Here is a 15518-nt window from a genome sequence, read left to right as displayed (position 1 = left end):
AATATTACCTAATTGAAAAAGGGTCTAGTGATGGTTCATCAGAAGTATAGAACCAAGTTGTTTTAACTCTTGTATAGTCTTTAATTGAATCGATTCCTGCTTCTTTACCATAACCACTATCCTTAATACCTCCAAAAGGAGCTGATGGAGAAATCAATCTATAAGTGTTTACAAAAGTTATTCCTGCTCTTATTGCTTTAGAAACCCTCATCCCTCGAGACAGATTACTGGTATAAACACCTGAAGATAATCCATATTGATTATCATTCATTTTATCGATTACTTCGTCTTCTGTTTTAAATTTCATAACTGATAAAACAGGCCCAAATAACTCATTTTCTGCAACAGGTAAATTATGATTATCACATTCAATAATTGTTGGAGGAAAATAATATCCTTTGTTAGAAAAAGAGTCTCTTTTTCCACCACATTTAATTTTTCCACCTTGGTCAATTGTATCTTTTATATTTTTTTCTATAGTTTCTAATTGTTTAAAACTACTTAACGGTCCCATTTCAGTTTCTGGATCCATGGGTGTTCCAATTTTAATTTTAGATGCTCGATTAGATAGTTTGTCTAGAAACTCATCGTAAATACCTTCTTGAATATAAAGTCTAGATCCTGCTATACAGCTTTGACCACTTGCACCAAATATTCCAGCAACAATACCATTAATTGCATTTTCTTGCTCAGCATCATTAAAAACTGCTACAGGACTTTTCCCACCTAGTTCTAGACTTACTTCAGATAAATTATCTGCAGAATTTCTAATGATATGTCTTGCAGTTTCCGGACCACCTGTGAAAGCAATTTTTTCAACTAGATCATGTGTTGTAAGTGTTTTTCCACATGGATCACCAAAGCCAGTGATTACATTTACCACTCCTTTAGGAAGGCCAGTTTTTTCTATAAGTTTTGCAAATTCAAACATGACTGCAGGAGCAAGTTCTGAAGATTTAATCACTACAGTATTACCCATTGCTAGAGCAGGAGCCAACTTTGTTGCAGTTAAAAACATTTGTGAATTCCAGGGAATGATTGCTGCAATTACACCAATTGGAATTCTAGTTGTTATTGCTTGAATGTTTGGTTTATCAATTGGAAGTACAGTTCCTTCTACTTTATCTGCAAGGCCTGCATAATAATCATAATAGTCGGCGATATAAATTGCTTGTTTTTTAGTTTCTCTAATAATTTTACCAGTATCAATAGTTTCTATCTCACCTAGCATTTCGGCATTGTCTCTTAATTGTTGCCCAATCATTCTTAAAAATTTTGCTCTTTCTTTAGGAAGTAATTTTGGCCAATCTCCCTCAAATGCTTTTTGCGCAGCATTAACCGCTTTGTTTACATCTTTAGCACTGGCTTCAGGAACAATTGCCCAAGGTTCATTGTTTTCTGGGTTTAAAGTTTCAAAAGTTTTCTTACTTTCCGAGTCAATCCACTCTCCATTAATGAACATCTTATATTGTTTTAGTTTAGTCATTTTTGTCTACGAAATTTTTAATTGCCAAATTTACATCATCTGCACATTCAATACCACAAAGATGTTTACCATCTTTGATTATCTTTAATTCACTATTTTTAATTATATTGTTTAATTGTTGTGACATTTCAATTGTAGAACCAATATCATTTTCTCCAGTCATTACTAAGGTTTTGCAATAGATCTTTTCAAAATCTTCATCATTTTTATGTGTAACAAATAGCTCATAAACCTTTAAAAAATTAGCCATATTATTTCCAGATAAAATTGATCTAATTTTTTCATATGTACCAGGGTTGTTTTCTAAATACTTATCAGTAAACCATCTTTTCAATGCTTGTCTTGAGAGTTTTAATTCTTTTTTAGCTTGATTAAATCTTTCATTAACTATTTTTTGTTGTTGCTCAGATCTTTTATATATTGAGCCTAAAAGAATTAATGATTGTAATCGGTCACTATATCTAGTTGCAAAATTTCTACCTATTAAAGATCCAATTGAAAAACCAACTAAATGAATTTTTTCAATTTTAAGTTCATCAATTAATTCCATAAGTTGTTCTGAAAAATCATCAAAACTTATATTTTGTTTTGTTAAAGGTGATTTTCCATGACCAAGAATATCGTATGAAAGATTAGAGTAATCTTTAAAAAAATCTAATTGAGGTTGCCAAATTTCATAAGTTAAGCCAACCCCATGAATAAAAACTACCGGGATTGATTGCTCTTTTTTATTAAAGACATAGAATGTACCTGACGCAGTATTTCCGGTTACCATCAAATACTACTTGGGTTCGATACCCATTTCTTTCATATCCTGATATCTGTCACCAGTTCTTGCGTGAGCTCTTCCGCTTGAAGCGCCACCAATGGCTATAACAATTTCATCATCGAATGGAGCATCATGTATCGTGAATTCATGAGTTAAATAATAAGGTCGCAATCCCGAATCTGTTTTGTGCATCATTGGTATAGAAATTTTTGATCCAGCTGGTCCTCTAGTATTTGTGAAACTTAAATAAGAAGTTCCGCCAACAGCATCTCTAAATTTATTACCAAATCTTAACGTATGTATAAAAGCCGAGGCATGCTCTATTTCTCCATTTAAACCAACTACACCAGCTTTACCGTACGCTAATATTTTTTCTGGAGATCCAATTTCTTTAATTAGTTCTGGGACCAATAATTCACCAAGCTTTGGTGCTAAATCTAGAATTGTAGGTCTTAAGTCTTCAACAAAACCTTGTCCATGCCATGGATTTTTAAAAACTGCAGCAACCGAGACTAATAAAACTGGTTCCTTAGCCTTTTTACCACCTTCAATAAAAGTTTTATCAACAAATTTTGTAAATTTTCTTAAATTAATATCCATAATTTTTTATTTAGTTACTTGAGCTAATACTAACCAAGCATTTACTCCTTTGCTTGCAATATAATTTGATTTAAAGAATTCAATTATTTTCCAAGAATTCTTATCTTCTAATTCTTTGATCTTTTTGTCAAATCCATATTCTTCATAAATTCCAATATTAATTGTAAAACAAATTAATGATCCAGTTTTACAAATTCTTACCATTTCATCTAATGCAGGGGGGTTCACATGGCCGAAAGTAAAAGTCCCAACACAGGTTATTCCATCATAAACATCATCATTTATATCAACTTTTTTATTAAGATCGATTTTGAATAAATTTTGATAAATATTCTCTGGTACTAAATCTAACATTTTTTGTGAAAAATCTGCTCCATCAAAATTATTAAAACCATTATTCTTGAGCTCAACACCTACTAGACCAGTCCCACAACCAGCATCTAAAATCTTTATATTTTTGTTAGGAATATGTTTTTTAAAAAGATCTACAGTTTCTTGAGGACCAGAATATTTCCAATCAACCATATCTTTGTCATATTTATTTTTAACAGTCCATTCATCATAATAATTTTCAACTTCTTTACCTGCTTTTAATTTGTAAATTGGAATTTTATTACCAATATCTTTTTGTGACATTTATTTTTGCCTATGTTTAAAACTATCTCTTCTAAAACTATATAATGCGCTAGGATCAACATCAACATCAACTACTGCAGGTTTATTACATTTAATTGCTGCTCTAATAGCTTCATTTATTTCAGATATTTTTTTAACCTTAAAACCTTTGGCACCATATAATTCTGCAACTTTATCAAATGAAGGGCTAGTAATATCCGCACCTAAATATCTTTTCCCAAAAAAATCTTTTTGGTAAGCTTTTTCTGCTCCCCAACTTTGATTATTCATTACAATAGTTGTTGTGTTTATTCCATATTCAACTGCAGTACTTAATTCAGATATAGTCATGCCAAAACCACCATCACCCATAAGGCTCACAACAGTTTTTTTGGGTTTTGCAATTTTTACTCCAAGACCACATGCAAAAGAAAAACCAACTAAACCAAAATCTAGTGGTGTAAATAAAGATGGTGGATTATAATATTCTAGAGCATCTGTTGCTTGTAGGCATAATGTTCCTGCATCTAAAGTAATAGCTGTATCTTTTGGTAAAACTTTTCGTAGTTGTTTGAATAAGCCTTTTGGTTGAATAGGAAAATTTTTACCTAAATCATTATTTTCTCTATTCATTAAAAAATCTTTTCTTTCTTTCAAATATAAATTAGTCCAATTTTTAATGTTTAGTTTTAATTTTTGTTTTTTTATTTCATTATATATTTGTTTAGTGGCTGTTGCTGCATCGGCATTAATTCCAACTACTATTGGAAAATATTTTCCAAGCATTTTTTTTTCAATTTCAATTTGAATAATTTTTGCTTTTTTATTTATATTATCATATGAGTAAAAAGTAGAGTTAAAGCCCAATCGAGTTCCAATTGCTAAAATGACATCTGCTTCTTTAACAAGTCTTGATGCAACAGGGTTTCCACGAGGCCCCATTTGCCCTGCATGAAGTTTGTGGTTAAAAGGAATAGCATCTCCATGGCCAGCTGCCGTAACAATTGGTACATTTAACAATTCAGCAAGTTTGATCACTTCTTTATATTTAGCGGTATATTTAATCCCGCCACCAGCAATTATTACAAATTGACTGGCTTGATTTATAATTTTCGTAGTTTTTTTTATTTTTTCATTGTCACCTTTGATACTGCTCCCACTTTCAAAAGAGGGTTTATTTGCATTGATTTTATAAGTATTTTTTGCTGCTAAAATATTTCTTGGGAGATTAACGCAAACTGGACCTCTTCTAGGTTTCATTGCAAGGCTAAAAGCATCACTCATAACATTAGGTATTATTTTTGAATTTTTAACAGTCCAGGTTTTTTTTGTAATTGGAGTGAATAAAGATTGTTGATCAAGCCCCTGAAATGCATCTTCCATTTTATCTTTTGTGGAATAAGACCCAGCAATTGCAATTACAGGTGAAAAAGCAGCTTTTGCCTGAGCAACACCAGTTACTAAATTTGTAGCACCAGGTCCATTTTGTCCAGCTATTATAACACCCGGTTTATTTGAAGCTCTCGCATACCCATCTGCCATATGGGTTCCAGTTCTCTCATCTCTTACTCCAATAAATTTGATTTTTTTTTCATGATAAAGAGCATCAAACATCTCCATTGTAGCAGAGCCAATAAGACCAAAAACATGCTCAACTTTTTCTTTCTTTAATGATTTAACGGCAGCTTCCCCACCAGTAATCTTCCTATGGGTTTTGATCACGAAACTTTTTTGACTTCAGTATCAACATCATCTTTAAAGTGTGGCATTACTTTTTCAGTAAAAAGTTTTATACTTTTCATACAATCTTCATGCTTAATACCTGGAAAATTTGACCAAACTTGTAAATTTTGCAAGTTTAACTCAGATTTTAATTCATGAATTTTATCAATTACATATTCAGGAGTTCCAAAAAGCATATTTCGTTTATGTAAAAAATCGTAGCTAAGTAAATCCAACTTTCCTTTAGTAACTGGTAATTCTTCACCCGGATCCATATGATTTCCTAATCCTCTCCAGTGACAAACCCATCTCATATAATTTACCATATGTTCGCCAGCTTTTTCTTTTGCTTCTTCCATTGTATCAGCAACAAACATATCTCTTACCAGTGAAATTCCTTCACCCATTGGTACATTTCTTTTTTCAGCTTCAGATTTTGAATTTTTGAAAGCTTCAAATTTAATTTTCAACGCTTTAACTGTCGGTATCCACATAATGATATTTAAACCTTGCTGAGCTGCCCATTCAATAGATCGAATCCCATCAACAACTTGATGAATAGGAGGACAAGGTTTTTGATAAGGTTTTGGAAGAACACTGATGTTTTCCATAACATTAGTTTCAAGGTTTACCAAATCTTTATTTGGTGGACTCATATCATGTTGCCATACATAATTAGGTGCTGGATATGTATAAAATTCACCTTTGTGATTAAAAAATTTTTCTTTCCAAGCTTTTTTTAAAATTGTTAAAGTTTCTTCAAATAGTCTGAAGTTTTTAGCCTGATCTTTCATGTCGGCTTCTTTGTTTAAATTTATAGCTTCTCTACCATAAATTCCTCTACCAATTCCGATTTCAACTCTGCCTTTTGATAATTGATCTAATAAAGCAATATCTTCTGCCATTCTTATTGGATTATGAAATGTGATTACATTACAAGCCTGACCAATTCTTATATCTTTAGTTCTAGCTGCTGCATCAACACCCATCATTAAAGGGTTAGTTAACGACTCCATGCCTTCATGATTAAAATGGTGTTCTGTATACCAAATAGAGTCCCACTTATTATGATCACAATACTCAGTGATCTCTCTAGTTTCGTCTAAAAGTTTATCGTATGGTTTGTGATTCCAATTAGTAGTATTACAAAAATATCCAAATTTCATTAAGCCTCCTTTAAATAATTATTTAAAAAAGACGACCTGATCCCGCTTTCGTATTGGAATTAACGACGAGTTATGTATCGCTTTAAATTTTAATATTATTAATCTTATCGCTGATATTCAATAAATTTCTTCAAAGAATTATTCAAAAAAGTTTGAAAAAATATGCCTTTTTTAACACTCTTAGATCCATCCAAAAAAGATGGATGCATTTTAAAATCATAGGAAGGCTCAAAGAAGAAAGGAATAGACATTCTTTTTGTCTTATTCCACAAAACTCTATGATTTGTAGCTTTAAACTTTCCTTTACTTAAGTATTCTAAAGCCAGACCAGTATTTACAATTAGTGCTTTTTTGTTAAATGGCACATCGTACCATTTTTTGTTATTTCTATTTTGAACTTGAAGACCACCTTTTTTATCTTGATAAAGGACTGTAAAAACTCCACTATCAACATGTGTTTCACATCCAAGAGCAACACCATCTTGTTTTGAAATTTCTACAGGTTTTTTTTGATTGGGATAATAATTAAATCTTAAAGTACTAAGAGTTTTTTTTCTTGAAAAAGCATTATTACTGATCTTTAAATCTTTTTTATAAAGCCTAATTATCCCTTTGAACAATATTTCACTTAAAGAAAAAATATCATCATAATAATTTGATAAACTCTTAACAGAATGTTTATTAAAAGATTTGGTCAAATCTAGATATTCAACATATTTAGACTTATATTTTTTTAAATTGTAAGGTTTAATTTGATGATCACCTAGATCCAAACCTTCTTTACCATTAACACTATCTGGAAAATAACCCCTATACATATTCTTATTTTTTTTGTTCCATTTTTTTGGTGCTAGTTTATTTTTATTTGTTTTAGATGAGTTAAAAAATTTATTACCTATTTTACAGACATTATTAATTTCTTTAATATTAATTCCATGTCCAGTAACTTGAAAAAAACCAACATTTATACAAGCCCTTTCAATTTCTTTAATAGTATTTTTTGCTAACAAAGAATTAAAATTTAATTTAAGTAATGATGAAATGTTAATAGTTGGAATATAACTCTTCATTATCTGTTTGGAGAGTCTGTAACAATCATTTGATCTTTTACTTTTTCTCTAAAATAAATATAAATTCCAGCTCCAATTATTATTAAAACACCAATAAAAGTTCTTGTTGTAGGAATATTATTAAACAGAATAAACCCGGTTAAAATTGACCAAATTATTAAAGAATATTCATAAAGTGAAACAACCGAAGGTGAAGCTATACTGTATGCATTTAAAATAAAATAAAATGCAAAAGCGCCAATAAATCCCATTGCCACAATATATGGCCAAGCATAGGATGGATTTGTAAACCATTCTCTAAAAATAAATTGAAAAGTAGGATCATTGAAATTGTTAATTTGTCCCTCACCCGTGTAAATATAAAATAAAATACTGATTAAAAGTGCACCAAAATATAAATGTATCATTTGTGTAAATACATTATCTTTATCTGAAGTAATTTTCGTAATTGTCATTGATATTGAGTAACAAAGTGCACACGCAACAGGAGCTAACTTCATATAATCAAAATTATTAAAATTAGGATTTAAAATTATGTATACCCCAAAAAAACCTATAAAAATTGCTGACCATCTTCTTATCCCTACTTTTTCTTTTAAAAAAATAGTTGCCAAAATTGAAACAAAGAAAGGACTTGAAAAAAACAATGCATTTGCCATTGCAAGAGACATATATGTTAGGGAAATATAAAAAAAACTGAACCCAAAAAAGAAACAAATAACTCTTATAATTGTTAAAAAAGGATAATAAGTTTTTAAACTTATTTCTTGTTTTGAAAATTTCAAATATCCAACTAGCAAAATTAATGCAACAAAGGTTCTACCAAAGTATAATTCGTACAAGGCTGCATCTTCATAAATAAATTTAATTAAAGCATCCTGAATTGAAAATAAAGCCATTCCCATCAAAATAAATAGGATACCTCTAGAGTTATTTTTTGATGTTGTCATGAATTTAAAATAAAATTCGATGCTCTTTCTGCAATCATTAATGTAGGTGCATTAAGATTTCCGCTTGTAATTTCAGGCATGACTGATGCATCAACAACTCTTAAATTTTCTAATCCATAAACTTTTAACTTTTCATCTACGACCGACATATTGTCTGTACCCATTTTTAAAGTGCATGATGGATGATAAGCTGTTTCAGCTTTGGATCTTATATATTCTTCAAATAATTCATCTGTTTGAATATTTTCTCCAGGTCCAGTTTCTTTTCCTGCAAAAGGTTTTAATGAATTTTGACCTAAAATATTTCTTGCTACATGAATACATTCAATTGTTTGTTTAAGATCATCCTCGTGTTCTAAATAATTAAATTGAATTTTTGGATAATCATAAGGGTTAGAACTATTTAAAGTAATATGCCCTCTGCTTTTTGGATGATTAGGACTAGCATGAAGTTGATAACCATGACGGTCAGGATCAACTAACCCATGATCTATTACAAAAGCAGGAAAAAAATGAAATTGTATATTTGGGTATTCTCTTTCAGGAGAAGATTTACAAAAACCACCCGCCTCTAAAAATGAAGTAGAGCAGGGACCAGTTCTAGATAAAAACCATTGAATACCTATTCTCATCATATTTAGCTTGTTTACATAAGAGTACAAAGTATCTGAAGTTTTACATTCTTGCTGAACATATGTTTCTAAATGATCTTGTAAATTTCTACCAACACCTTCTAAATTATGAACTACATCTATCCCTTTATCTTTAAGATGTTCACTTGGTCCAACTCCTGAAAGCATTAGTAGTTGTGGAGAATTTATTGCACCACCACTAAGGATAACCTCTTTATTTGCATAAATTTTTTCAATTTTATTTTTAATTTTTACTTCAATACCAATTGCTTTTTTTCCATCAAAAATAATTTTTTCCACAAAAGCATCAGTAAAAACTTTTAAATTTTTTCTTTTTTTAGCTGGATTTAGATAGTATTTTGATACACTTGCCCTTTCACCTTTGTGGATAGTTACATCATACATTCCAAAACCTTCTTGATCTTTACCATTCATATCATCATTAATTTTATATCCAGCTTCTCCTGCTGAATTGACAAATGCTTTAAATAATGGATTTTTATTTTTAGATTGATTTACTGGGAGAATTCCATTTCCACCACGATATTCGTTTTCACCTTCAGACCAAGTTTCTATTTTTTTAAAGAAAGGTAGGACTTTTTCATAAGACCAGTCTTTTAATCCAAATGAAGCCCATCTTTGATAGTCATTTGGATTACCTCTTACATAAACCATTCCATTGTGAGCAGAGCAACCTCCAATCATTTTTCCTCTTGGACAAAAAAGATTTCTATTATGTAGATGAGGTTCTGGTTCTGAATAATATTTGTAATTATATTTTGGATCATGCATTGTATAAAGAATTGCAAGTGGCATGTTAACTTTCCATATATCACTTGGTTTACCAGCTTCAAAAACTGCTACATCATTTTGACTATTTTCTGATAATCGATTGGCAAGCACACACCCAGCGGAACCAGCTCCAATAATTAGATAATCAAATTTCATATAAGTTTGGACGTTAGCAATTTTTTATAGGCATGAATAGATTTCATTTGAAGGTCAGTTCTTTTTGCTGCCTCATCAAACTTTCTTAGAAGTATTGAAGATTTAAAATATTCCTGAGACTCAAATTTATTACACTCATTGGGATTTAATGCTCCACCTTGTAGTTTTAAGCTTGTTTTGGAAGCTTCTGATAAAAGATCAAAATATTTTTTATCATTGGCTAAATATTGTTTTGCTAAAACATGATATTTTATGGGCTCTAATATCTCTTTTTTAAAAAAATTTTTTAAATACTCATAACCTATATTTTCATGCTGTCCGTCTACATTTAGTTTAACCAACTCATCTGGGTTTTCTAAAATAAAGTGACCATAATCGTGTAATAAACTTGAACAAATTAAATCATCACTACATTTTGCTTTCTCAGCTAGCATTGCTGTTTGTATCATATGTTCTGACATTGTAACTTTTTCGCCAATGTAAAGAGATTTATTATTTATGAAATTTGATATTATTTTATCTACAATTTGCATTTAGACTAATGAGGGTGGTCACCTTCAATTGCAATACGATCCATTATTCTTTCGTAACCCAAACCTCTTCCAGGAAAAAAATCTGCTATTGCGTAATGAATAACACTTCTATTATCCCAGATAGCAACAGTATCTTCAGTCCAGCTAAATCTACATGTCAAATCTAGTCTTGCTTGATGTTCAAATATTTCTTTTAATATTTGATCACTTTCTTCTTTATTCATACCAATAATTTGTTTTGTGTAAGTCCAATTAACATAAAGAATTTTTTTGCCTGTTTCTGGATGAGTTCTAACAATTGGGTGTTCGTTAGAATAAGAGTCGTAGTTTCTTTTTTCATTGCCTTCCATGTACTTGTAATTATCAATAAAAAACTCTGCTCCAAGTGAGCTATGAATAGCTTTTTTATTTTTAATTTTATCTTGAATTTTTGGATCCAATGTTTCCCAAGCTAATTCCATATTAGAAAAACAAGTATCTCCTCCTACTGGAGGAATTTTTAATGATCTCAATATTACAGCTTTAGTTGGCTTAGCATTATAACTCACATCGCTATGCCAATTCTCACCCCATTGATTTTTTTCTTCTTTACCCTTTATAATTCTTACAATTTCTGGATAATTTTCTAAGCCTTTAACATAAGCATGAGTTTCAAGAGGCCCAAATTTTTCTGCAAGAGCTACCTGTTGATCTTTTGTAATTGGTTGCTCTCTAAAAAAAATTACTTTATGTTCTAAAAGTAAATCGTTAACTTTTTTGAAATTTTCATTTGAAACATCAGTTAAATCAATACCTTTGATTTCTGCACCTAAAGCTCCTGACAATAATTTAATTTTCATTATTTTTTTAATTTTCCATTAATTAATAAATCATCATTTTTAAATATTGATTTATTTTCTTCAATAAAATTATCCATAAGTTTGACTTTATCATCTTCAAATTCTGTTACTTTTCTTTTGTCTAAATCGATATATAGCGACAAGGACTCAAGAGTTGCAGATAGTTTTCTAGAATTTTTTTCAATCATTTCCATTTTAAAATGTAGTCTTTTCTTATCATGGTCAAAAAAAGTAAGATTAATTTCCACTTCTTCACCTTGTTTAACTTCATTATTGTAAGTTGTACGAGTTTCCACAACCATAGTGCTACGCTTATTAGTTTTTGCTGAATTCTCTCCCATCTTAAATTTTTCTAGCATGTTTTCCCAAATTTGATCAAAAACCATTACATAATAGGCCATGTTCATGTGGTTGTTGTAGTCCGTCCACTCTTTTTTGATTATTTGATTTGCTATATGTACTGACATTTAGTTTTTATATTCTGGTTCTTCTTTATCTAAAATTAATCTTATTTGTTTAAGATGTAACTGTGCTAAATCAATAGGGTAATTTGCTGTTTCTTGAGCTGTTTTTTCAGCAACTTCATCACTCACTATATTTAATTCTTTATTAGTAGCCAAAGCAGTTAAATAAGTCTCTGCTGCTTTTTCAAAATAATATAAATAATTAAAGCCTTCTGCAATTGTTTCACCAGTTGTGATAATCCCATGATTGGCTAATAAAATGTGTTGCTTGTTTCCTAGTGCGTTAGCCATTTTGATAGACTCGTCTTCAAATCCTAATCCTCCAAACTCATTAAAAACAGAAACTCTATTATAAAATATCATTGTATTTTGATCTATTGGTTTCATGATAGGATCTTTTAAAGTTGATAAAGCTGTTGCATATTTTGAATGCACATGAAAAATGCATTTTGCATGAGGAACTTTTTGATGGATAGTTCCATGAATATTGATTGCGGTAGGATCAATTAAATCAGGTTCATTTTTTAAATCATTAATGTTTTCTTTAGTAACTAAAATTAAATCACTAGCTTTAATTTGGCTAAAATGAATACCAGCTTTATTCACATAAAAATCAGTTGTTGAACCCGGAACACAAGCACTGAAGTGATTTGCTACACCTTCGTGCATATTTAATCTTGCAGTCCATCTAAATGTTGCTGCTAAATCTTTCTGTAATTCTGTTATTTCCATTTTTAATAAATTAAACTATATTTAAATTATAAATTATGAGCAATAAGGTTTTTATATCATGTGCAGTAACTGGTTCGGGTGATACTGCAAGCAAACATCCAGATTTGCCAAAAACCCCAGAACAAATTGCAACAGCATCTATAGAAGCTGCAAAAGCAGGCGCTGCAATAGCACATATTCATGTAAGAGAAGAAGATGGCACTCCAAGCAGAAGATTAGAGCTATATAAAGAAGTTGTTGATAGAATTCGATCAAGCGACACTGATGTAATTTTAAATTTAACAACAGGTATGGGGGGAGATCTTGATATAGGTCAGGGTGATAACCCATTAGATTTTGGACCAATGACTGATATGGCAAATGTCATGGAAAGAATTGCAAACGCAGAGCAATTTCTTCCAGAGATTTGCACACTTGATGCAGGAACTTTAAATTTTGGTGACGGTTCCACTATTACTGTCAATACACCAAACGATCTAAGAAAAGCTGCAAAAAAATTAAAAGAAATTGGTGTTAAACCAGAAATAGAAGCTTTTGATTTGGGCAATATGTGGTTTGGAGCCCAGCTATATAAAGAAGGATTATTAAGTGATCCACCAATGTTTCAGATGTGTTTAGGAATACCTTGGGGAGCGCCTGCAACCACATTAGCAATGCAAGCGATGAAAGATATAATGCCAAAAGAGGGTGTATGGTCTGGCTTTGCAATTTCAAAAAATGAAATGCCCTTTGTTGCTCAAACAGTATTAATGGGAGGAAACCCAAGAGTTGGATTAGAGGATAATTTATATTTGTCAAAAGGTAAGCTCGCCACTAACGCTCAATTAGTTGAAAAAGCATTAAGAATTATTGATGAAATTGGATATGCACCAATGACACCTGCCGAAACTAGAGAAAAACTTAAACTTACAAAGCATAAATAAATCAGATAATCATTACACATATTAGTTTGTTTATTAGCAGTATTTTATTGTAAATCTTAGAATTCTAAAATAGGATTTTTAATGTGAATAACTTTTTGGTGAGCATATGCCTAAAGAAAAAAACTTAGTAAAAATTAAAAAACCAAAAAATCCAAATACTATATTTGGTCTACCAGCTAAATGTTATACTGATCAAAATTTTTGGAAAAAAGAATGTGAAACAGTCTTATCTGACGGATGGTTATTTGTTGGTCTAGCTCATGAACTTAAAAAAGTAGGAGATATAATCCCTCTTTTTATTGCTAGTAAACCTATACTGCTCTTGAGAAATACTAATAATGAAATCAAAGCCTTTCATAATGTATGTAGTCATAGATGTTTAAAACTTGTAGATGAAAAAAAGAATGTTGGAAAAATTATTCGTTGTCCTTATCATGCATGGAGTTATGACCTTGATGGCAAATTAAAAGCAGCCCCACATGTCGGAGGAACTGATCAACATAAGCCTAAGGGTTTTAATTTTTCTAATCACGGATTAAGACCAATTAAAATACATGTTTGGCACGATTGGATATTTATTAATTTTAATAGAAATGCTAAAAAATTTGAAGATTATGCAAAACCACTTATCAAAAAATTTGATGATATTGATTTAACAAAATTAAAATATGCAACAACTTTAGATTTTGGAAAAATAAATACTAATTGGAAATTTTTAATTGAAAATTTTATAGAACCTTATCATGTTCAATTTGTTCATAAAACTACTACTAATCAGCCTTTAAAAGATCATTATACTGTTGTTGATGGTATGTGCTATGGAAGTGGAGTTGATGTTGATGAAGAGGACGTTGATAATAGTGAGTCTTTATCAGTAACATCAAGATATTTATCTCTTTTTCCAAATTTTATAATTGGTACTTACTTTCCAAACCAGATTGGGGTCTATCTTAATATTCCTATAAGCCCAGGTGTAACTTCACAAAAAAGAATAATCTATACTACTGATGGTAAAGATATGAGCGAAAAAGAAATTAACATGGTTAAGAACATATGGTGGAGTGTTCATAAAGAAGATCATGAAATGTGTGAAAGACTTCAAGAAGGTAGATATTCTCCAGCATCATATGAAGGGGGTCTCTTGTCTCCTGTTTGGGAAAAAGGAGTTCAAGCATTTCAAAAACTTATAGTTGATGCTACACTTAAATCTTCAAAATCAATAAAAAGGAAAAAAAATGTCTAAAGAAACTAATCTTGAGGGATATCGTCTCGCTCATACAATGATAAGAGTAAAAGACCTAGAAGCATCTTTTAACTTTTATTGCAAAACTTTAGGAATGAAAGTTCTAAGAAAAACAGATTATCCAGAGGGAAAATTTACAAATGCATTTATAGGTTATGGCCTTGAGACAGAGTCTCCTTGTTTGGAACTAACTTGTAATTGGGATCAAAAAGAAGACTATGACAAGGGAAATGGTTGGGGACACGTTTGTATTGAAACACCTGATGTTTATAAAGCTTGTGAAGATCTTGAAAAATTAGGTATAAATATTACTCGAAAGCCAGGTCCTATGAAGCACGGCACTAGAGTGATAGCATTTTGTGAAGACCCAGATGGATATAAAGTTGAATTAAACGAACCAATAAAAATATAAAACGAAAGGAATTAATAATGTCAAACAAACCTCAATTATATAAGTTTAAAGATATAGAAAATAGACTACACACTTTAGAACCAGGTAAAAGTTATATTAAACCATTTGTCACAAGCAAAGTAAGTAACACAATGTGTGGAGGATTAAATTTTTTAAATAAAGTCTCTGTGCCATGGGATTTAACTTGTGATGAAATTATCTATTGTATGGAAGGAACATTCAGACTTACATGTGATGGGCAATCTTATATTTGTAACCCAGGTGATGTTCTCTATATACCAAAAGATAATCATATAGCTTACGAATGTGATGAAAAATGTGTAATATTTTATGCTGCCTACCCACATGACTGGAAGCAACAAGCAGGTATTACATTTGTTCCTGGAATTGATCCTGAGGATATGCCACAATAAT

At 30.7% G+C, this 15518-nt stretch carries 17 protein-coding genes; 4 read left to right on the top strand and 13 right to left on the bottom strand.

Annotation, left to right across the window (positions count from 1 at the left end):
- Nucleotides 1–4 precede the first annotated feature (4 nt).
- The 13 genes from F754_RS0105160 to F754_RS0105100 all read right to left on the bottom strand — a co-directional run bounded on the left by F754_RS0105160 (nucleotide 5) and on the right by F754_RS0105100 (nucleotide 12526).
- Nucleotides 5–1486, bottom strand: a complete 1482-nt coding sequence (locus F754_RS0105160) for an aldehyde dehydrogenase (protein WP_023648855.1) — start codon at nucleotides 1484–1486, stop codon at nucleotides 5–7.
- Nucleotides 1479–2261, bottom strand: a complete 783-nt coding sequence (locus F754_RS0105155; RefSeq protein WP_023648854.1) for an alpha/beta hydrolase — start codon at nucleotides 2259–2261, stop codon at nucleotides 1479–1481. Before F754_RS0105155 ends, F754_RS0105160 begins: the two co-directional genes overlap by 8 nt.
- A 6-nt stretch (nucleotides 2262–2267) precedes the next feature.
- Nucleotides 2268–2855, bottom strand: a complete 588-nt coding sequence (locus tag F754_RS0105150) for an amino acid synthesis family protein (protein ID WP_023648853.1) — start codon at nucleotides 2853–2855, stop codon at nucleotides 2268–2270.
- A gap of 6 nt (nucleotides 2856–2861) precedes the next feature.
- Nucleotides 2862–3491 (bottom strand): class I SAM-dependent methyltransferase, encoded by a 630-nt coding sequence (locus F754_RS0105145; RefSeq protein ID WP_023648852.1) that lies wholly within the window; start codon nucleotides 3489–3491, stop codon nucleotides 2862–2864.
- Nucleotides 3492–5171: a thiamine pyrophosphate-binding protein gene (locus tag F754_RS0105140; protein ID WP_023648851.1), complete on the bottom strand. Its 1680-nt coding sequence runs from the start codon at nucleotides 5169–5171 to the stop codon at nucleotides 3492–3494.
- 17 nt (nucleotides 5172–5188) lie between these two features.
- Nucleotides 5189–6358: an LLM class flavin-dependent oxidoreductase gene (locus tag F754_RS0105135; protein ID WP_023648850.1), complete on the bottom strand. Its 1170-nt coding sequence runs from the start codon at nucleotides 6356–6358 to the stop codon at nucleotides 5189–5191.
- Nucleotides 6359–6462: 104 nt separating this feature from the next.
- Nucleotides 6463–7431, bottom strand: coding sequence for an isopenicillin N synthase family oxygenase (locus F754_RS0105130; RefSeq protein WP_023648849.1), 969 nt, complete (start codon nucleotides 7429–7431; stop codon nucleotides 6463–6465).
- Nucleotides 7428–8378: a DMT family transporter gene (locus tag F754_RS0105125; protein WP_023648848.1), complete on the bottom strand. Its 951-nt coding sequence runs from the start codon at nucleotides 8376–8378 to the stop codon at nucleotides 7428–7430. Before F754_RS0105125 ends, F754_RS0105130 begins: the two co-directional genes overlap by 4 nt.
- Nucleotides 8375–9958 carry a choline dehydrogenase gene (locus tag F754_RS0105120; RefSeq protein ID WP_023648847.1) on the bottom strand — a complete coding sequence of 528 codons (1584 nt, stop codon included), beginning with the start codon at nucleotides 9956–9958 and terminating at the stop codon, nucleotides 8375–8377. The genes F754_RS0105125 and F754_RS0105120 overlap by 4 nt, the downstream gene beginning before the upstream one ends.
- Complete coding sequence (locus tag F754_RS07600) at nucleotides 9955–10491, bottom strand: HD domain-containing protein (RefSeq protein ID WP_023648846.1); 537 nt, start codon at nucleotides 10489–10491, stop codon at nucleotides 9955–9957. The genes F754_RS0105120 and F754_RS07600 overlap by 4 nt, the downstream gene beginning before the upstream one ends.
- A 5-nt stretch (nucleotides 10492–10496) precedes the next feature.
- Nucleotides 10497–11330 carry a TauD/TfdA family dioxygenase gene (locus tag F754_RS0105110; RefSeq protein ID WP_023648845.1) on the bottom strand — a complete coding sequence of 278 codons (834 nt, stop codon included), beginning with the start codon at nucleotides 11328–11330 and terminating at the stop codon, nucleotides 10497–10499.
- Nucleotides 11330–11797 (bottom strand): thioesterase family protein, encoded by a 468-nt coding sequence (locus F754_RS0105105; RefSeq protein ID WP_023648844.1) that lies wholly within the window; start codon nucleotides 11795–11797, stop codon nucleotides 11330–11332. The genes F754_RS0105110 and F754_RS0105105 overlap by 1 nt, the downstream gene beginning before the upstream one ends.
- A complete protein-coding gene (locus tag F754_RS0105100; protein WP_023648843.1) occupies nucleotides 11798–12526 on the bottom strand; it encodes a class II aldolase/adducin family protein in 729 nt (242 codons plus the stop codon).
- 35 nt (nucleotides 12527–12561) lie between these two features.
- Here F754_RS0105100 and F754_RS0105095 point away from each other — a divergent pair, with 35 nt between their 5' ends.
- The 4 genes from F754_RS0105095 (at nucleotide 12562) to F754_RS0105080 (ending at nucleotide 15517) form a co-directional block, all read left to right on the top strand.
- Nucleotides 12562–13449 carry a 3-keto-5-aminohexanoate cleavage protein gene (locus tag F754_RS0105095; protein WP_023648842.1) on the top strand — a complete coding sequence of 296 codons (888 nt, stop codon included), beginning with the start codon at nucleotides 12562–12564 and terminating at the stop codon, nucleotides 13447–13449.
- Between the two features lie 106 nt (nucleotides 13450–13555).
- Nucleotides 13556–14692, top strand: coding sequence for an aromatic ring-hydroxylating dioxygenase subunit alpha (locus F754_RS0105090; RefSeq protein ID WP_023648841.1), 1137 nt, complete (start codon nucleotides 13556–13558; stop codon nucleotides 14690–14692).
- On the top strand, nucleotides 14685–15104 hold the full coding sequence (gene gloA / locus F754_RS0105085) for a lactoylglutathione lyase (protein WP_023648840.1): 420 nt from the start codon (nucleotides 14685–14687) through the stop codon (nucleotides 15102–15104). Before F754_RS0105090 ends, gloA begins: the two co-directional genes overlap by 8 nt.
- A gap of 17 nt (nucleotides 15105–15121) precedes the next feature.
- A complete protein-coding gene (locus tag F754_RS0105080; protein WP_023648839.1) occupies nucleotides 15122–15517 on the top strand; it encodes a cupin domain-containing protein in 396 nt (131 codons plus the stop codon).
- The last annotated feature ends 1 nt before the right edge of the window (nucleotide 15518 follow it).

Origin of the sequence: Candidatus Pelagibacter ubique HTCC8051, from assembly GCF_000472605.1 — a bacterium.
GTDB classification, from domain to species: Bacteria; Pseudomonadota; Alphaproteobacteria; order Pelagibacterales; family Pelagibacteraceae; genus Pelagibacter; species Pelagibacter communis_B.
Note: the sequence above shows the minus strand (reverse complement) of the source record. Positions and strands in the feature narration are given on the sequence as shown.

What these genes read in the sequence shown, in the direction of transcription:
- F754_RS0105120 (WP_023648847.1), bottom strand. Translation starts at nt 9,958, where the DNA reads ATGAAATTTGATTATCTAATTATTGGAGCTGGTTCCGCTGGGTGTGTG.
- F754_RS0105080 (WP_023648839.1), top strand. Translation starts at nt 15,122, where the DNA reads ATGTCAAACAAACCTCAATTATATAAGTTTAAAGATATAGAAAATAGA.
- F754_RS0105090 (WP_023648841.1), top strand. Translation starts at nt 13,556, where the DNA reads ATGCCTAAAGAAAAAAACTTAGTAAAAATTAAAAAACCAAAAAATCCA.
- F754_RS0105145 (WP_023648852.1), bottom strand. Translation starts at nt 3,491, where the DNA reads ATGTCACAAAAAGATATTGGTAATAAAATTCCAATTTACAAATTAAAA.
- F754_RS0105105 (WP_023648844.1), bottom strand. Translation starts at nt 11,797, where the DNA reads ATGTCAGTACATATAGCAAATCAAATAATCAAAAAAGAGTGGACGGAC.
- F754_RS0105095 (WP_023648842.1), top strand. Translation starts at nt 12,562, where the DNA reads ATGAGCAATAAGGTTTTTATATCATGTGCAGTAACTGGTTCGGGTGAT.
- F754_RS0105155 (WP_023648854.1), bottom strand. Translation starts at nt 2,261, where the DNA reads ATGGTAACCGGAAATACTGCGTCAGGTACATTCTATGTCTTTAATAAA.
- F754_RS0105160 (WP_023648855.1), bottom strand. Translation starts at nt 1,486, where the DNA reads ATGACTAAACTAAAACAATATAAGATGTTCATTAATGGAGAGTGGATT.
- F754_RS0105150 (WP_023648853.1), bottom strand. Translation starts at nt 2,855, where the DNA reads ATGGATATTAATTTAAGAAAATTTACAAAATTTGTTGATAAAACTTTT.
- F754_RS0105135 (WP_023648850.1), bottom strand. Translation starts at nt 6,358, where the DNA reads ATGAAATTTGGATATTTTTGTAATACTACTAATTGGAATCACAAACCA.
- F754_RS07600 (WP_023648846.1), bottom strand. Translation starts at nt 10,491, where the DNA reads ATGCAAATTGTAGATAAAATAATATCAAATTTCATAAATAATAAATCT.
- F754_RS0105110 (WP_023648845.1), bottom strand. Translation starts at nt 11,330, where the DNA reads ATGAAAATTAAATTATTGTCAGGAGCTTTAGGTGCAGAAATCAAAGGT.
- F754_RS0105100 (WP_023648843.1), bottom strand. Translation starts at nt 12,526, where the DNA reads ATGGAAATAACAGAATTACAGAAAGATTTAGCAGCAACATTTAGATGG.
- F754_RS0105125 (WP_023648848.1), bottom strand. Translation starts at nt 8,378, where the DNA reads ATGACAACATCAAAAAATAACTCTAGAGGTATCCTATTTATTTTGATG.
- gloA (WP_023648840.1), top strand. Translation starts at nt 14,685, where the DNA reads ATGTCTAAAGAAACTAATCTTGAGGGATATCGTCTCGCTCATACAATG.